At 68.0% G+C, this 16,565-nt stretch carries 17 protein-coding genes; 6 read left to right on the forward strand and 11 right to left on the reverse strand.

Going from position 1 to position 16,565, the window contains the following annotated elements; genetic code table 11:
* Window positions 1-382 precede the first annotated feature (382 nt).
* Window positions 383-2,647 (reverse strand): adenosylcobalamin-dependent ribonucleoside-diphosphate reductase, encoded by a 2,265-nt coding sequence (locus BYZ73_RS15190; protein WP_112316597.1) that lies wholly within the window; start codon window positions 2,645-2,647, stop codon window positions 383-385.
* A gap of 157 nt (window positions 2,648-2,804) precedes the next feature.
* Between BYZ73_RS15190 and BYZ73_RS15195 the strand changes: the two genes are divergently transcribed.
* The gene (locus BYZ73_RS15195; RefSeq protein WP_108028477.1) at window positions 2,805-3,239 is read left to right on the forward strand and encodes a DUF1489 family protein; all 435 of its coding nucleotides are present in this window, start codon (window positions 2,805-2,807) and stop codon (window positions 3,237-3,239) included.
* A 22-nt stretch (window positions 3,240-3,261) separates the two neighbouring features.
* On the opposite strand, the gene BYZ73_RS15200 is transcribed toward BYZ73_RS15195, so the two are convergent.
* The 8 genes from BYZ73_RS15200 to BYZ73_RS15235 are packed head-to-tail and all read right to left on the reverse strand — an operon-like array spanning window position 3,262 to window position 12,302.
* A complete protein-coding gene (locus tag BYZ73_RS15200; RefSeq protein WP_112316598.1) occupies window positions 3,262-4,143 on the reverse strand; it encodes a ribokinase in 882 nt (293 codons plus the stop codon).
* Window positions 4,140-5,963, reverse strand: coding sequence for an ABC transporter ATP-binding protein (locus tag BYZ73_RS15205; RefSeq protein WP_112316599.1), 1,824 nt, complete (start codon window positions 5,961-5,963; stop codon window positions 4,140-4,142). The genes BYZ73_RS15200 and BYZ73_RS15205 overlap by 4 nt, the downstream gene beginning before the upstream one ends.
* A 3-nt stretch (window positions 5,964-5,966) precedes the next feature.
* Window positions 5,967-6,899: an ABC transporter permease gene (locus BYZ73_RS15210; protein ID WP_108028480.1), complete on the reverse strand. Its 933-nt coding sequence runs from the start codon at window positions 6,897-6,899 to the stop codon at window positions 5,967-5,969.
* Window position 6,900: 1 nt separating this feature from the next.
* Entirely contained in the window at window positions 6,901-7,872 is a 972-nt protein-coding gene (locus tag BYZ73_RS15215) for an ABC transporter permease (protein ID WP_112316600.1), read from the reverse strand.
* Window positions 7,869-8,852, reverse strand: coding sequence for a nucleoside hydrolase (locus BYZ73_RS15220; RefSeq protein ID WP_112316601.1), 984 nt, complete (start codon window positions 8,850-8,852; stop codon window positions 7,869-7,871). The genes BYZ73_RS15215 and BYZ73_RS15220 overlap by 4 nt, the downstream gene beginning before the upstream one ends.
* On the reverse strand, window positions 8,849-9,814 hold the full coding sequence (locus BYZ73_RS15225; RefSeq protein ID WP_112316602.1) for a nucleoside hydrolase: 966 nt from the start codon (window positions 9,812-9,814) through the stop codon (window positions 8,849-8,851). The genes BYZ73_RS15220 and BYZ73_RS15225 overlap by 4 nt, the downstream gene beginning before the upstream one ends.
* A 41-nt stretch (window positions 9,815-9,855) precedes the next feature.
* Window positions 9,856-10,755, reverse strand: coding sequence for a dihydrodipicolinate synthase family protein (locus BYZ73_RS15230; protein WP_112316603.1), 900 nt, complete (start codon window positions 10,753-10,755; stop codon window positions 9,856-9,858).
* On the reverse strand, window positions 10,752-12,302 hold the full coding sequence (locus BYZ73_RS15235; RefSeq protein ID WP_112316604.1) for an ABC transporter substrate-binding protein: 1,551 nt from the start codon (window positions 12,300-12,302) through the stop codon (window positions 10,752-10,754). The genes BYZ73_RS15230 and BYZ73_RS15235 overlap by 4 nt, the downstream gene beginning before the upstream one ends.
* Before the next feature lie 130 nt (window positions 12,303-12,432).
* Here BYZ73_RS15235 and BYZ73_RS15240 point away from each other — a divergent pair, with 130 nt between their 5' ends.
* From BYZ73_RS15240 to BYZ73_RS15255, 4 genes are all read left to right on the forward strand, one after another.
* Window positions 12,433-13,344, forward strand: coding sequence for a LysR family transcriptional regulator (locus tag BYZ73_RS15240; RefSeq protein ID WP_245943175.1), 912 nt, complete (start codon window positions 12,433-12,435; stop codon window positions 13,342-13,344).
* A 143-nt stretch (window positions 13,345-13,487) separates the two neighbouring features.
* A complete protein-coding gene (locus BYZ73_RS15245; protein WP_108028523.1) occupies window positions 13,488-13,895 on the forward strand; it encodes a universal stress protein in 408 nt (135 codons plus the stop codon).
* Between the two features lie 35 nt (window positions 13,896-13,930).
* A complete protein-coding gene (locus tag BYZ73_RS15250) occupies window positions 13,931-14,251 on the forward strand; it encodes an antibiotic biosynthesis monooxygenase family protein (protein ID WP_108028487.1) in 321 nt (106 codons plus the stop codon).
* Between the two features lie 102 nt (window positions 14,252-14,353).
* Window positions 14,354-14,746, forward strand: a complete 393-nt coding sequence (locus tag BYZ73_RS15255) for a hypothetical protein (RefSeq protein ID WP_112316606.1) — start codon at window positions 14,354-14,356, stop codon at window positions 14,744-14,746.
* Here the strand turns inward: BYZ73_RS15255 and BYZ73_RS15260 are convergent.
* The gene (locus tag BYZ73_RS15260; RefSeq protein WP_112316607.1) at window positions 14,724-15,194 is read right to left on the reverse strand and encodes a YdcF family protein; all 471 of its coding nucleotides are present in this window, start codon (window positions 15,192-15,194) and stop codon (window positions 14,724-14,726) included. The genes BYZ73_RS15255 and BYZ73_RS15260 overlap by 23 nt on opposite strands.
* 102 nt (window positions 15,195-15,296) lie before the next feature.
* Here BYZ73_RS15260 and BYZ73_RS15265 point away from each other — a divergent pair, with 102 nt between their 5' ends.
* On the forward strand, window positions 15,297-15,770 hold the full coding sequence (locus tag BYZ73_RS15265) for a DUF427 domain-containing protein (RefSeq protein ID WP_108028524.1): 474 nt from the start codon (window positions 15,297-15,299) through the stop codon (window positions 15,768-15,770).
* Window positions 15,771-15,773: 3 nt separating this feature from the next.
* On the opposite strand, the gene parA is transcribed toward BYZ73_RS15265, so the two are convergent.
* On the reverse strand, window positions 15,774-16,409 hold the full coding sequence (parA, locus tag BYZ73_RS15270) for a ParA family partition ATPase (RefSeq protein WP_108028490.1): 636 nt from the start codon (window positions 16,407-16,409) through the stop codon (window positions 15,774-15,776).
* Window positions 16,410-16,565: the final 156 nt, after the last annotated feature.

The following is a 16,565-nucleotide window of genomic DNA, read 5'->3' on the forward strand; positions in this document are numbered from 1 at the left end:
TCGTTCACCCCCCTGGAAACACCCACAACGACCCGCGTTGGAGATCAGTCTTGCATCTGCTCCAATCCTGATCAAGCGCATCACGAGATCCTGTGCAAAACACCTCCGCCACTGCCGGATCATTGAAACACTCTGTTGTCCTACTCGTCGCGTCTCTCCAAGTCATGCCGACAGAGCAACCCTTCTATTCGGATAAGCTGCAAGTCGAACTTGCGGAACCTTCGGTTTGGCAGGTTCAAGGGCCAGAAAGTCAGGAGGCAGCCTCCCAGGTGAGGAAAGGGCCCTCCGAAGAGGGCCCGTTGGTCGCTTTTGTCTCATATCACGCCGCTTTCCGGCAAAATGGACAATTTATCTGAACCGCGAGATCAGCAGAGAAAGCGCTTTAGCCGCATTTCGAATACCCGCAGCTCACGCAGGTCATGCAGCCCTCGACCATGTGCATTCCGAAGGTCCCGCAGCTGGGGCAGGACGGGCCGCGGGCGGTGTCGCCGACCGCCATCGCCTGATACTTGGGATCGGCCTTCAGCCCCTTGCCCTCGGCCTCGATGAAGCCGATGGCAACCAGGTGCCGCTCGATCACGCCGCCGATCGCCGCCAGGATCGAGGGGATGTACTTGCCCTGCATCCAGGCCCCGCCGCGAGGATCGAACACGGCCTTCAGCTCCTCGACAACGAAACTCACATCTCCGCCGCGCCGGAACACCGCCGAGATCATCCGCGTCAGCGCCACCGTCCAGGCGAAATGCTCCATGTTCTTCGAGTTGATGAAGACCTCGAAGGGACGGCGGCGCCCGGCGATGACGATGTCGTTGATGGTGATGTAGATCGCGTGCTCGCTGTCGGGCCATTTCAGCTTGTAGGTGTTGCCCTCCAGCGCGTGCGGCCGGTCCAGCGGGTCCGACAGATAGACCACATCGGCGCCGGTTTCGGCCTCGGGCGTCTCGTCCGAGCTTTCCGAGACCGTCAGGACCGAGCCCGTCACGTCGTTCGGACGGTAGGTGGTGCAGCCCTTGCAGCCGGATTCGTAGGCCTGCATGTAGACGTCCTTGAAGGCGTCGAAGGCGATATCCTCGGGGCAGTTGATGGTCTTCGAGATCGAGGAATCCACCCAGCTCTGGGCCGCCGCCTGCATCCGCACATGTTCGGAGGGCGACAGCGTCTGGGCATTCACGAAATAATCGGGCAACTCGGCCGCGCCGAACTTGTCGCGCCAGAGCTGGACGGCATAGTCCACGACCTCTTCCTCGGTCCGGCTGCCGTCGCGCTGCAGGACCTTGCGCTTGTAGCTGTAGGCAAAGACCGGCTCGATCCCCGAGGACACGTTGCCGGCATAAAGGCTGATGGTGCCGGTCGGCGCGATGGAGGTCAGCAGGGCGTTGCGGATGCCGTGCTCGGCGATCGCGGCACGGACATCGGCATCCATATGCGCCAAGGCCCCGCTCTCCAGGTATTTCTCGGTATCGAGCAGCGGGAAGGCGCCCTTCTCCTTCGCCAATTGCACCGAGGCCAGATACGCGGCGCGGGCGATCCGGTGCAACCAGCGCGAGGTCTGACGCGCCGCCTCCTCGGACCCGTAGCGGAGGCCCACCATCAGCAGCGCATCCGCAAGCCCGGTCACGCCCAGCCCGATCCGCCGCTTGGCCTGCGCCTCGTGGCGCTGCGCGTCGAGCGCAAAGCGCGAGATGTCGACCACGTTGTCCATCATCCGGACCGCGGTCGCAACCAGCGTCTCAAGCGCCGCCTCGTCCAGCGCGGCCCCCGCCTCGAAGGGCTCCGCCACCAGCCGCGCGAGGTTGATCGAGCCCAGCAGGCAGGCGCCATAGGGCGGCAGGGGCTGCTCGCCGCAGGGGTTCGTCGCCGCGATGGTCTCGCAATAGGCGAGGTTGTTCATCTGGTTGATGCGGTCGATGAAGATCACGCCCGGCTCGGCATAGTCATAGGTCGCGCGCATGATCTTGTTCCACAGATCGCGCGCCTCGACGGTGTGATAGACCTTGCCATCGAATTGCAGCTCCCAGGTGCCGCCCGCCTTCACCGCCTCCATGAAGGCGTCGGTCACCAACACCGAGAGGTTGAAGTTTCTCAGCCGGGCCGGGTCCTGCTTGGCGGTGATGAACTGCTCGATATCGGGGTGGTCGCAGCGCATGGTGGCCATCATCGCGCCCCGGCGCGAGCCTGCCGACATGATCGTGCGGCACATCGCGTCCCAGACATCCATGAAGGACAACGGCCCCGAGGCATCGGCGGCCACACCCTTCACATCCGCGCCCTTGGGGCGGATCGTCGAGAAATCATAGCCGATGCCGCCACCCTGCTGCATGGTCAGCGCGGCCTCTTTCAGCATGTCGAAGATGCCGGCCATGCTGTCGGGGATCGTGCCCATCACGAAGCAGTTGAACAGCGTCACTGCCCGGCCGGTCCCGGCGCCCGCAGTGATCCGGCCCGCAGGCAGGAACTTGAAATCCTCCAGCGCTTCGAAGAACACCTCTTCCCATTTCGCGGGGTCGGCTTCGGCCTGGGCCAGGGCGCGGGCGATCCGGCGCCAGGTGTCTTCGACCGTCCCATCGGCTGGTGCGCCCTCGGCGTCCTTCAGGCGGTACTTCATGTCCCAGATCTGCTCGGCGATGGGGGCTGCGAAACGGCTCATGCGGGGAATCCTCGGGTGCGCGGAGAGGTAGACCAGCATAGGGGCTGAGCCCCGGCAGTGCAACCGCTCCACTGCCCGTATATGCGCCGGAACCGCTTGAACTCCGCTACGGCTAGCTTAGGTTGGGTTTTCGTCAACAGAATCTGGTGGGAACAGGATGGCCGGGGGCCATGTCAATCTGGTGAAGCTCTGCGTCGGTGCGGACCGGGTCGAGGACCTGATCGACTGGCAGACCGCACGCCGTGCCGCCCTGCCCGACGGCCTGCCGCGGCACGTCACCCGGATGTGGCCGAAACGCGCGGCCGACCTGCTCGACGGCGGTTCGCTTTACTGGGTCTTCAAGGGCGCGATCCTCGCCCGCCAGCGCGTTCTCAGGCTCGACGAGGTCATTGGCGAGGACGGGGTGTCGCGCTGTGCCATCGTGCTCGACCCCGAGGTGATCCGCACCGAGGCGGTGCCGCGCCGCCCGTTCCAGGGCTGGCGCTATCTCGAGGCCGACGACGCGCCGCGCGACCTGCCCGCCGCGCGTCCCGACGAGGACGATTTGCCGCCGCAGCTGATGGCGGCGCTGGCCGAAATCGGCGTGCGGTAAGGTCGGCCCGGGGCCTGCGCGATCAGCGCGCCAGCAACGCATCGGTATCGCGGGCCTCTGGCAGGCTCGACTGGCTGCCGATCCGGGTGCAGGCGATGGCGGCGGCCGCCGCCGCGCGGCGCAGCGCCGCCTCGGGCGTCTCTCCCCGGTCAAGCGCGGCGGCAAAGACGCCGACGAAACAGTCCCCGGCGGCGGTGGTGTCCTTGGGTGTGCAGGCGACCGCCGGGATCGAAATCTCCTGTCCCTGCCAGCACAGTTCGGCCCCCTCGCCGCCCAGCGTGCGCAGGATGCCCGCGCCCGAGGCGTCGGCCAGCGCACGCGGATCAGGCGCGCAACCCAGCCAGCCCGCCATCGCCGCCGCCTCGTCCTCGTTGACGACGATCAGATCGCAAAGCCCCAGCACTTCGGGGTCGAGCCGGTAGGCCGGGGCGAGGTTCAGGATCGACAGCGCCCGCGCCGGGCGGCAGCGCCGGATCAGCCGGGCGATCTCGGCCGGGTCGTTCTCCATCTGCAACAGCAGGAGCGAGGCCCGGTCCAGCAGCGCGTCCTCGACGCTGTCCGACGATGCTGCCAGATTGGCCCCGCCCGCGACCACGATCTCGTTCCGGCCTTCGGGATCGCGATGGATCGCGGCACAGCCGGTGGGCGCCTCCAGCCGGGCCACGCGCGTCAGATCGACCCGGCCCGTCAGTCCGGCCAGCGCGACCTCGGCCAACGCGTCCTGTCCGACAGCCCCAGCCATCGCCACCTCGGCGCCGTCAAGCGCGGCGGCCAGCGCCTGATTGGCGCCCTTGCCGCCCGCCTCGGTGGTGAAGCCCTGCGCCATCAGGGTCTGGCCGGGCTGCGGCAGCGTCTCGACCGCAAAGATCAGGTCGGCATTCAGAGAACCGAAGGTGACGATCATGCGACGGCCTCGCTTTCATGAATCTGAACGAAATGCCCCTCTCCGACCTCGCGGTAAAGCCGTTTCGGCGCCACGTAACCGGCCGGGCGATAGGGGCTGCGGATCTCGTCGCCCGCCACCACCCGGCGGCTGCGGCGCGACGGGTCGGCGACCGGCACCGCGGCGATCAGCTTGCGGGTATAGGGGTGCTGAGGGGTCTCGAAGACGGCGGCGCGCGGCCCGATCTCGACGATCTCGCCCAGATACATCACCGCGACCCGGTGGCTGATGCGTTCGACCACAGCCATGTCATGGCTGATGAAGAGATAACCAAGCCCGTAGCGTTCCTGCAGATCCAGCATCAGGTTGATGACCTGCGCCTTCACCGACACGTCCAGCGCCGAGACGGATTCGTCGGCGACGATCAGCTTGGGCTCCAGCGCCAGCGCCCGGGCGATGCAGATCCGCTGACGCTGCCCGCCCGAGAATTCATGCGGGAAACGCTGCATCATCTCGCCCGACAGCCCGACCCGCTCCAGCAGGCCGGCCACCCGCGCGGGCGCCTCGCGACGGGACACGAGCCCGTGCACGATCATCGGTTCGGCGATGGCCTCGCCGATGCGGATGCGCGGATTTAGGCTTTCGAACGGGTCCTGAAAGATCATCTGCACGTCGCGGCGGATCTTCGTCAGCTCCGAATGCCCGGCCCCGCGCACGTCATGCCCGTCCATCCCGACAGTGCCGCCTGACGGCTCTTCCAGCCGGATCAGCGACCGGCCGGTGGTCGACTTGCCGCAGCCGCTTTCGCCGACCAGCGACAGCGTCTCGCCCTGGCGCAGCTCGAACGAGATGTCCTCGACCGCATGGATCCGGCCCACGACCCGGCGCAGGATGCCCTTGCGGACCGGAAAGCGGGTGACGAGATTGTCGACCTTCAGCACCGGGGGGTCATTCACGCGCACGGTATCGGCGGTGGGCGGCGGCGGCGCGATCTCGCCCGTCGCCATGTCGACCCGCGGAAAGCGCAGCGGCCGGTCCTGCCCCGCCATGGCGCCAAGCTGCGGCACCGCCGACAGCAGCGCCCGGGAATAGGGGTGTCTCGCCTCGCGGAAGATCGCCTCGGTCGTGGCCCTCTCGACCACCTCGCCGCGATACATCACGACGGTCCGGTCCGAGATCTCGGCCACCACCCCCATGTCATGGGTGATGAAGAGGACCGACATGCCCTCTTCCTCCTGCAAGGTCTTGATCAGCTCGAGGATCTGCGCCTGGATCGTGACGTCGAGCGCGGTGGTCGGCTCGTCGGCGATCAACAGACGGGGGGCGCAGGCCAGCGCGATAGCGATCACCACGCGCTGACGCATCCCACCCGAGAAGTTCATCGGATACTCGCCCAGCCGCGCCGCCGCCGAGGGGATGCGCACCCGGTCCAGAAGCCGCACCGCCTCGGCCTCGGCCTCGGCGCCGTCAAGCCCGCGATGCTGGCGCAGCACCTCGGTGATCTGGTTGCCGATCTTGAGCACCGGGTTCAGCGAGGTCATCGGCTCCTGGAAGATCATGCCGATCCGGTTGCCCCGGATCGCCTGCATCCGGTCGAGCGGCCGGGCCAGCAGGTCCTCGCCCTCGAACTCGATCCGGCCGCTGCTGCGCGCATTGCCGGGCGGCAGCAGGCGCATGATCGACATCGCGGTCACGCTTTTGCCAGAGCCGGACTCGCCCACCACGGCGACGGTCTCCTGCGGGCCGATATCGAAGCTGACATCGCGAACGACGCTCCGCCACTGGCCATCGACGCGGAAGGAGGTGGTCAGGTCCTGAACCGAAAGAACGGGGTCCGCCATGAGTCAGCCCTCCCTGCGGGGATTGAGGATGTCGCGCAGCGAGTCGCCGATGAGGTTGATCGAGACGATCAGCACAAGAAGCGCGAGGCCCGGGTAAAAGCTGATCCAGTAATCGCCCGACAGCAGGTATTCGTAGCCGTTCGAGACCAGCAGCCCCAGCGAGGGCTCGGTCACCGGCAGGCCGATCCCGAGAAAGCTCAGCGTGGCTTCCAGCATGATCGCATAGGCCACGCGCATGGTGGCGACGACGATCAGCGGCGGCAGGCAGTTCGGCAGGATGTGACGGAAGAGGATGCGCCGGTCGGGCAGCGCCATCGAGCGCGCGGCATCGACATAGGCGCGCTTGCGTTCGACCAGCGCCGAGCCCCGGACGGTGCGCGCGTAATAGGCCCATTGGGTGACCACCAGCGCGAGGATGATCTTGTCGACCCCCTGCCCGAGGATCGCGAGGAAGATCAGCGCGATCAGGATCGCCGGAAAGCTCAGCTGGATATCGACGATCCGCATCAGGAAGGCGTCGGTCCGCCCGCCGGCATAGGCGCTGAACAGCCCCACCGAGGCACCGATGGCCAGCGCGATGGCGGCACTGGCGATCCCCACCAGAAGGCTGGTCCTCAGCCCGAACAGGATCGCGCTGAACAGGTCGCGGCCCTGATCGTCGGTCCCCAGCAGGTAGATCATGCCGGTCATGCTTTGCGATCCGGGGGCCAGACGGCCATCCATGATGTCAAGCTGGGCAAGATCGTAGGGGTCCTGCGGCGCGATCAGCGGCGCGAAGACCGCGCCGATCACCAGCAGCGTGACGACCAGAAGGCCGATCAGCGCCAGCGGGTCGCGCAGAAGCTTGCCCAGCGTCTGGCGGAAGGGCGAGACCGAAGCGGACGCCGCGGCGGCATCCGCATGGACGGAACGGGCGGTTTCGGACGGGGCGGCCATCTCAGTTGCCCTCCAGCCGGACGCGCGGATCGACGATGGAATACAGGATGTCGACGGTAAGGTTGATGAGGCTGAACATCACGACCGTGATCATCAGGTAGGCCAGGATCACCGGCCGGTCGAGCACGGCGATGGAATCGATGATCAGCTTGCCCATGCCGGGCCAGGCGAAGATCGTCTCGGTCACCACAGCGAAGGCGATCAGCGAGCCGAGTTCCAGCCCGATCACGGTGATCAGCGGAATGAGCGTGTTCTTCAGCACATGGACGACCACGATGCGCCCCTCGGGCAGACCCTTGGCGCGGGCGAAGCGCACGAAGTCGAGCTGCATCGTCTCGAGCACGCCCGCCCGGGTGATGCGGATCACCAGCGAGATCTTGAACAGCGCCAGGTTGAAGGCCGGCAGCGCGATATGCGCGAGCCCGTCGAGGGTGAACAGGCTCAGCGACACGCCGAACACATCGACAGTGTCGCCGCGTCCCGACGAGGGCAGCCAGCCCAGCTGGACCGCGAAGACCATGATCATCACAAGCCCGATCCAGAAGGTCGGCAGCGAGAAGCCCAGGATCGAGAAGGCCATGATCGACTTCGCCAATATGCCGTTCGGCCTGAGCCCGGCATAGACCCCCAGTGGCAGCCCAAGCGCCAGCGCCATGACAAGGGCCGCTGCCGCCAGTTCCAGCGTCGCGGGCATGCGCTGCAGGATCAGGTGCAGCGCGGGCTGGTTGTAGACGAAGGAATTACCCAGATCGCCCGACAGCGCGTTCTTGAGGAAAATCCCGTATTGCACCCAGACCGGCTGATCGAGCCCGAAGGACCGGATCACCTCCAGCCGCTCGGCCGGGGTCGCGGTCGGGCTCAGCAGCACGTCGACCGGGTTGCCGACCATGTGCAGCCCGCCGAAGACCAGCACCGACATGACGAACAGCGTCACCAGCGTCTGCACCAACCGGCTGAAGAGATATCCGCTCATTCCGCCTTCCCTTTCTGCGTCCCCGCGCCCGGCCCGCGATGTCCAGCCCGGCCCGACGCGGCGATCCTCTCGGATACCAGCGCGATATAGCCCGGCTCGTCCACCCCGGTCATGACCGCCGCGCGCGGCGACGGCGCGGCGAAATCGGCAAAGGTCTGACCGATCGTCGGACCGGTCAGCTGAACCTCGACCCGGGCCGGACGCCCGGTGAACAGCCCCGGCCGCAGCAGCCAGGCCACGGTCATCGCGTCGTGCAGCGGCCCGCCCAGACGGCCGTATCGGGCCGGGTCGCTGCGGTCGTATTCGGTCAAGAGGTTGGCCAGCGCCCGCCCCCCCTCGCAGCCGCTGGCGCGGAAGGCCGCGACATGGCTTTCGGTAAAAAGCGCCTTCGTGGTCACGTCCAGGGGGAACAGCACCAGAGGCACGCCCGACCCGAAGACGATGGCGGCCGCATGGGGGTCGGCAAGCATGTTGAACTCGGCCCAGGGGCTGCGATGGCCGGACGCGTGAAAGGTTCCCCCCATGCAGACGATCCGGCGGATGCCGCGCGCCACTTCCGGATGCAGCCGCAGCGCCAGCGCGATATTGGTCAGCGGCCCGATGGCACAGATCGTCAGCGGGGACTGGATCCGCGCCGCCGCCCGGGCCATGCGCGCAATGAAGCGCACGGCATTCTCGGCCGCGGGCTCGACCCGGCCCATCCCGACCAGCTGCGCCGGAAAGGCGCCTATCTCGGCATATTTGCCGAAGATCTGATCGCGCAGAAGCGGCGCCCGCGCCCCGGCCATCACCGGCACATCCGGGCGCCTCGCCAGCCCGACGATCCGGCAGGCATTGGTCAGCGTCGCCGACAGCGTGACATTCCCCGCAACCGTCGTGACCCCAAGAACATCGAGTTCGGGCGAGCCCAGCGCCATCAGGATCGCCGCCGCGTCATCGACGCCCGGATCGCAGTCGATGATGATCCGGGTGGGGCTCATGCGGCGCCACGCATCTCGTACTGTGTCAGAAGCCCGAGATAGAGATCGATGACGCCCTCGGCATCGACCTTGAGGACGATATCGGCATTGGCGGGCGCGCCCGACTGGCCGTACCAGTCGGCCACGGTCTGGCCGAGGCAAAGCGGGCTTTCGGTTTCGACGAAGATCCGGGCAGGCCGCGTCTCGAACAGGTCGGGACGCAGCAGGAAGGCGGTGACCAGAGGGTCGTGCAGCGGCCCCCCGCGCGTGCCGTAACGCTTCGGGTCGTTGCGGTCCCAGGACGCCATCAGCCCGGCCATCGCCGCCGAAATCCGTCCGCTGGCCCCCACGAACCGGGCCACATGTTCGGGGCGCAGGATCACCTGATGGGTGGCATCCAGCCCAAGCACGGTCATCGGCAGCCCGGCGGCAAACACGACCGCGGCCGCATGCGGATCGGCCAGCATGTTGAATTCGGAGGTCAGCGACCGGTTGCCGGGCGCATGGAACGCCCCGCCCATCATCACGACCCGCTCGATGCCCCCGGCGATGTCGGGCGCGATCCGAAGCGCCAGTGCCAGATTGGTCAGCGGCCCCAGACAGCACAGCGTGATCTTGGGCCCCTCCTCCCGCACCGCGCGGCCCAGATGATCGATCAGCGCCTCGACCGCGCCGGTCGGCTCGGGCCGCTTCTGCGGCTCGGGAAGCCGCGCCGCGCCAAGCCCGGTCTCGCCATGGAAAAGCCCGTGGATTGGATCGCGGCAGAGCGGCCTTGCGGCGCCCGGATGCACCGGAATGTCGTTCCGGCCGCCCAGTTCGCAGATCTGCAGCGCATTGCGCAGCGTCCGGTCCAGCGGCTGGTTGCCGCAGACCGGCAGGATCGCCCGGATATCGAGCTCGGGCGCGACGAAGGCGCCCAAAAGCGCAATGCTGTCGTCGATTCCGGGATCGCAGTCGAAGATGACAGGAAGAGAAGCCGTCATGGGAGTGCCGTCCATCGAAGAGGTGAACCCGGCGGGGCCGGTCACAGGGCGCCGATGGCGCCAAGCGCCTCGGCAAGTTCGTCGCGGGCCGCCGCGTCGAGCGGGACCTGCGGGGCGACCGGGTCGCCCACGTCGAAGCCCTGCAACTCGAGCGCGGCCTTGATGCAGGCCGCCAGCGAATGGCGGGCGAAAAGCTCGTTGATGCGCCAGAGCGAACGCTGCACCTCCATCGCCCGCGCCCAGTCGCCCGCGCGGGCCGCGTCGTACAGCGCGATGCTCTGCTCGGGGACGATGCAGGCCGGACCCGCCATCCAGCCGACGCCGCCGATCAGCATCACGCAGGCCGGGATATGGGCCGAAGCGGCGAAGACCTCGATCCGGTCGCCGCAGCGGTTCAGGATCGACAGAAGCCGCCCGGTATTGGACGAGGCATCCTTGATGTAGCGGATGTTCGGCACCCGGCTCAGCCGGTCGATCACCGGCAGCGTCAGGTCCGAGCGCTGGAAGTTCGGATTGGTGTAAAGCACCACCGGCAGGCCCTCGGCGGCCTCGGCGATGGCGGTGAAATAGGCCTCGACGCCCGCCTCGCCGACCGGGAAATAGGCCTCGAGGATCGCGAGGATGCCGTCGGCCCCGGCGGCGACCATGGCGCGCGTCTGCGCCACCGCATCTGCCGTCGAGGTGGAGGCGACGCCCGGCACCACCGGCACCCGTCCCTTCGCCGCGCGGATCGTGGCCGTCGCGACGGCAAGCCGCTGATCGTTCGAGAGATAGGCGAATTCGCCGGTGCTGCCGAGCGGCGCGAGCCCGTGAACCCCCGCCGCGATCAGCCGCTCGACAAGCGCGGCCAGAACGTCCTCCCGGACCCCGCCCGACGCGTCGAGCGGGGAGACCAGATAGGGAAAGACGCCGCGAAAGGCCGGGCCCGCATCCGCGCTCATTCCGGGCGGACCTCATAGGCCAGCGTGTAGCCGTCGGACCGGCCCGGATAGTCGATCCCGTCCTCGAGCGCCCAGGTATTGGCGAGGTAAAAGACCGGGATCACGCCAAGGTCGGTCATCGCGATGCGGGTGGCCTTTTGCAGCAGCTCGCGGCGGGTCGCATCGTCGAGGGTCTGGCGCGCCTGCTGCAGGGTCGCGTCGAACTCGGGGTTGGAATAGCGCCCGCGGTTGCCGCGCCCGGCGCTGTCGCCATAGGTTTCCAGAAGCGGCCCCAGCACGCCCGAGGCCTCGCCGGTCTCGACCGCGGCCCCACCCATGATGAAGCTGAATTCGAGGTTCGAGGCGCGCGAGAAATAGACGCTGGCGGGCAGGGTCTCGACCGAGGTGTCGATGCCGATCCGGCTGAAGAACTGGCCGATGGCCTGGGCCACGCGACTGTCATTGGGATAGCGGTCGTTCGAGGCGTGGAAGGTCAGCTTGAACCCGTCCGGATAGCCCGCCTCGGCCAGCAGTTCCTTGGCCTTCGCCGGATCGTAGGGATCGACCTTGATCGACGGGTCGTAGCCGAAATAGCCTTCGGGCACGAGCTGGCCCGCGGGCACGCCCTGGCCGTCCATGATCCGGTCGACGATGGCCTCGCGGTTCAGCGACAGCGACAGCGCCCGGCGGACCCGTGCGTCGCGCAGCGGGTTCTTGCCGTCAGGCCCGGTGGCGAAGGGCGACACCTCGCGGCCCTGATCCATGTGCAGATACATCACCCGGTTGCCCGCGACCGAGACCACCTTGAGATCGTCGGAAGATTTCAGGCGGCGGGTATCGGCGGTCGGGATGCTCTCGATCATGTCGACATCGCCCGACAGCATCGCCGCGACCCGGGCGCTGTTGTTCTTGAAGATCTTGAAGGTCACGTCTTCCCAGGCGGCGGGACCGGCCCAGTACGCGTCGTTGCGGGCGACCTTGACCTCGCTGTCCGGCACCCAGGACACGAACCTGAACGGCCCGGTGCCGATCACACCCTTGCCCGCGTTCATCTCTTCGGTCGTGACCTCGGCATCCTCGGCGGGCAGGATCGCGATCCGGCTGAGATCGTTCGGCAAAAGCGGCGTCGGCTCGGCCGTGGTGATCCGCACGGTCAGCGGATCCACCGCCTCGACCGAGGTGATCGCCTTGACATAGGGCATGAAGGAACTGGGGCTGTTCTTCGAGGCCAGCGGAACCCGGTTGAGGCTGGCCACCACATCCTCGGCGGTGAAATCGCTGCCGTCGTGGAACTTGACGCCCTCGCGCAGTTTGAATTCCCAGGTGGTGTCGTCGATCACGCTCCAGGAGACGGCCAGCGCCGGCTGGATCTGCTGCTTGTCGTCCTGGTTGACCAGCCCGTCGAAGATGTTGCGCGCCATCGCGCTGTTCGGGCCGACGACATAGAATTGCGGGTCCATCGAGGTGGTCGAGGCCGCCAGACCGATGGTCAGCGCCTGCGCCGACACGAGGCTGGGCGCAAGGGCGGCGAAGGCCGCGAGGATGGCCGCCGAGGCAACGTGTTTCATCCGGATAGTCCTCCGTATCACAGGGGCGCGGCTCACAAGGGCGACCCGTGTCTTCCGCGCAGGGCCGATCAAAAATTAGCCATTTCGGGAATCGGCATGAAATTGTATTTAGTGTCTGCATCATGCCTGAATGTTATACAGGAATAAGATCATGCGGTTGCGCCACCGGCAGATCGAGGCGTTTCGAAGCGTGATGATGACCGGCGGCATCACCTCGGCCGCTGCTGCCATGCACGTCACCCAGCCCGCGGTGAGTCGTCTGATCCGCGACCTCGAGGACACCATCGGGCTGTCGCTGTTTCAGCGGCGCGGCGCCCGGCTCGATCCGACGCCCGAGGCGACGCTGCTTTATCGCGAGGTCGAACGGCTTTATCTCGGGCTCGACCAGATCGCCCAGGCCGCCGAGGACATCCGCGATCACAAGAACGTCGTGATCCGGATCGGCACCGTCACCTCCCTGGTGCGCCCCTATCTGCAACGCGCCATCCGAGAGGTGATCGGCGACCGCCGCGACGTGCCGCTGGTGATCGATGTCGAAAACAGCCGCCACATCTGGGACATGGTCGAGAATGCGCAATACGACATCGGCTTCGTCTATCGCCGCCAGCGCATGGATGCCCGCGCCCAGCGCCTGCGCCAGATGACGGCGGTCGCCGCAGTGCCGCCCGGCCATCCGCTGGCCGGACGCGCGGTCTGTACCCCCGACGATCTCGCAGGCGAGAGGCTGCTGATCCCGGGACGGAACTCGCCGGTCCGGCTCGCGCTCGACACCGCGCTGGCGCAGGCCACCGCCGCGCCCGCCAGCCTCGTCGAAAGCTCGATGCTGAACTGCTGCCATTTCGCGGCTGACGGGATGGGGATCGCGATCGTCGACGAAATCTCGATCCGCGCGGCCGGAGTCGCCCTGGTCGGCATTCCTTTCCTGCCGGGAATCGGCGTCGGCTATTACGCGATCCGTCCGCCCGGGGCGCATCGCATCGCCATTCTCGACGCCATCGTGCAGCATGTGCAGGGCCAGCTGGCCGTACCCGCCAAAGACTGACGGCACAGACTGGGGGGCGGGGTCGCGCGAAACCGGTTCCCACCGCCTTCCGACATCTCTAGGCTGCAAGCACATGATTTGCGTCAAGGATCGCGGGCCGAAGCGCTGCGATGCTCGGCGTCAGGCGGGGAGGTGCCGAAGCGATGTATGCCAATATTCTTGTTCCCGTGGCGGTGGACCATGCGCCCGATCTGGCCGATGTGCTGGAGATCGCGCGGCGGCTGCGTGCCGCGGACGGGACGATCACGGTCTTGACCGTGGCCGAGGCGATCCCGCCCTACATGGCGCAATATCTTCCCGAAGGGCAGGAAGCAGAGACCCGCGCGACGATCAGGGCGGAACTGACCGGCGCGCTGGCGGGTGTCGGCGATGTCGAGATCCGGGTGGTGACCGGCCATGCCGGGATGACCATCGTCGACTATGCCGAACGCCATGGCGTCGACTGCATCGTCATGCATTCGCACCGGCCCGAACTGAAGGACTATTTCCTCGGCTCGACCGCCGCCCGCGTGGTGCGCCACGCCCCTTGCGCCGTTCACGTCGTGCGCTGAGCACCAACCCGACCCAGGACAGATCGGAGACCACCATGCCCCAGATCACCCCCCAGGCAGACCTGCAGACCATCATCACCACCTTCGAGGTGACGCCCGGCACCTGCCAGGACCTGCTGGACGAGTTGCAGACGGCGCTGGCCGAGTTCATCTCGAAGCAACCCGGCTTCATCGGCGCGGCGCTGCATGTGAACGACGCCCAGACCCGGATCGCAAACTATTCGCAATGGCGGCGGCGCGAGGATTTCCAGGCGATGCTGCGCAGCGACGAGATGCGGGTGCGCACCCGGCGCTTTGCCGACCTGTGCAAGAGCTTCGAGCCGGTGATGTACGAGGTCGCCGCCAGCTTCGACTGACGCGGCGGCGTCACCGGGCGGTCAACCTTTCGCTAACGCCTTGGAGCCAAGCCTGAGGCCGGAAGCGTGCATCAACGAATGAGGCAAAAGGGGGATGTTGCCATGACACCCGTCCTTCCCGCCGCTGCGGCGGCTCTGGCGCTGTGCCTGTCATCGGGCGCGGCCAAGGCTGATGATCTTCTGGAAGAATACGTGGCCACTATCGGCCCTAAGGATCTCTACAATTCCAAGGGGGCGCGGCTGACCGCGCCCTGGCAGGTGCTGCGTCAGGACCGCGCCAATTTCCACCGCTTCGGGCGGCGCGACCCCGGCGACCGGGGCGACCGCTTCTTCGCCAGCGCCGAGAACCGCGGTGCCATGGAACAGATGGTGATGCGCGGCAGCATCGACCCGGCCGCCGCGCGCGACCTGATGGCCGGAGGCGCCACCGTGGTGGTCCGGATCTGGGGTCAGAACGGGCGCGGCGACCGCGTCACGGTCGGCGTGTCGCGCTGAGCGCCAGCGCCTTGGCGACCGCCGCTGCCTCGCGCAGCAATCGCATGGCGTGACGGCCGGGTGGCCCCGCCGGGCGCGCGGGGCTGTCGGCATCGGCCTCGATCCCGGCCCGCCGCGCCAGAAACAGCGCCCGGGGCGCGTGATAGCCATCGGTGACCAGCGTCACCCGCGCGATGCCCCGCGCCGCGAGGATCGGGCGGCAGAAAGCCAGGTTCTCGGCGGTGCTCCGCGCCCGGCTCTCGCAGATCAGCCGGTCGGGCGGCACGCCCGCAGCCCGGCAGATCGCCACGATCGCCTCGGCCTCGCCGCCCGCGCCCGAGGCCAGGATCAACGCCTCGGGGGCCGCGCGCCACAGGGCCGCCGCATGCTCGGCCCGGCGGATCAGCGCCGGACCCGGCTGGCCGGGCGCCCGCATCGCCGCCCCGAGAACGAGAAAGGCTCTGGTCATGCCCCGAGCCTGCCGCGCCCGGGCGGCGCCGTCAATTCGCGCGCCGGCCCCGGGCCGGGCCAGACGGCTTGCGGCCCCGGCGCGCCGGGCTATTTGCCGACCATGGTCCTGCTGCCCGAAGATGTCCGCGCCTATCCCCGTCCGCCCGCGCTCGAACCCGTTGGCGAGACGCTTGAGGTCGTGTTCGGCGGCGCGCTTGTCGCGCGGACCCGGCGCGGTCTGCGCGTGCTCGAAACCCACCACGCCCCGACCTATTACTTTCCGCCCGAGGACGTGGCGCCCGGGGTGCTGCGGCCGGGCGCGGGGCGAAGCTTCTGCGAATGGAAGGGCCGGGCGGCCTATTTCGACCTGACCGCGGGCGGGCGCACCGCGCCGGGCGCGGGCTGGAGCTATCCGGACCCGACCCCCGCCTTCGCGGCGCTGAGGGACCATGTCGCCTTCTATGCCGGGAAGGTCGAGGCCTGCCGCGTCGGCGGCGTCGCCGCGACACCGCAGCCGGGCGGGTTCTATGGCGGCTGGGTCACGCCCAACCTTTTGGGCATCGTCAAGGGCGGCCCCGGCACCGAGGGCTGGTAGGATTCAGTCGGCCAGCGCGGCCAGAACCTCTTCGGCCAGCGCGTCGATCTCGTCCGAGGCGGGGCCCTTGCGACCCGCCTCCTGCACGCCTAGGCCGCGGCCCAGCGTTTCGGCATAGGTCACGCGATTGGCCAGCCGCACAGCCGCCAGCGCCGCATCCATGCCGCCCGCCGTCTCGGCCACCTCGGCAGCAAGCCGGGTATTGGCTTTCAGCCGGTTCAGAACCACGATCGCGGGCTTGTCCTCGCGCCGGGCCAGATCCAGCACGCCCTCGGTCGCCCAAAGATCGACATGCGAGGCCGCGACCGGCACCAGCACCAGATCGGCGGCACGGAGTGCCGGGCGCAGATCGCTGTCGGCCTTGGGCGGCGTATCGATCAGCACCACGTCATGGGCGCGGGCCAGCTTGGCGGTCTCGTAGCCGACGCCCCAGGCCGACGCGGTCGAGAATTCCATGTCGGGCGCCTCGCGCCCTTCCAGCCGGGCCATGAACCAGCGGCCGAGGCTGCCCTGAGGATCGGTGTCGATCAGCGCGACGGCCATGCCCCGGCGCCGGAAGGCCACGGCGAGATTGGCCGCAAGCGTGGTCTTGCCCGACCCGCCCTTCTGCTGGGCGATGGTGATGATCGTGCCAGCCATGTGCTCCCCCCGTCTGCCATGCCGCGCCGCAGAATACCGCAGCGCGCGAGGATGCACAGCCCCAATCCGCGCGGGCTCGATCCGCCCGAAAGGGCCTTTCTGTGCCGCCCCGGCCACAACGGGGGACGCGCCGCATGCCCTGGCATCAGGCCGGGC

This window comes from Rhodovulum viride, assembly GCF_003265965.1.
Taxonomy (GTDB): Bacteria; Pseudomonadota; Alphaproteobacteria; order Rhodobacterales; family Rhodobacteraceae; genus Rhodovulum; species Rhodovulum kholense.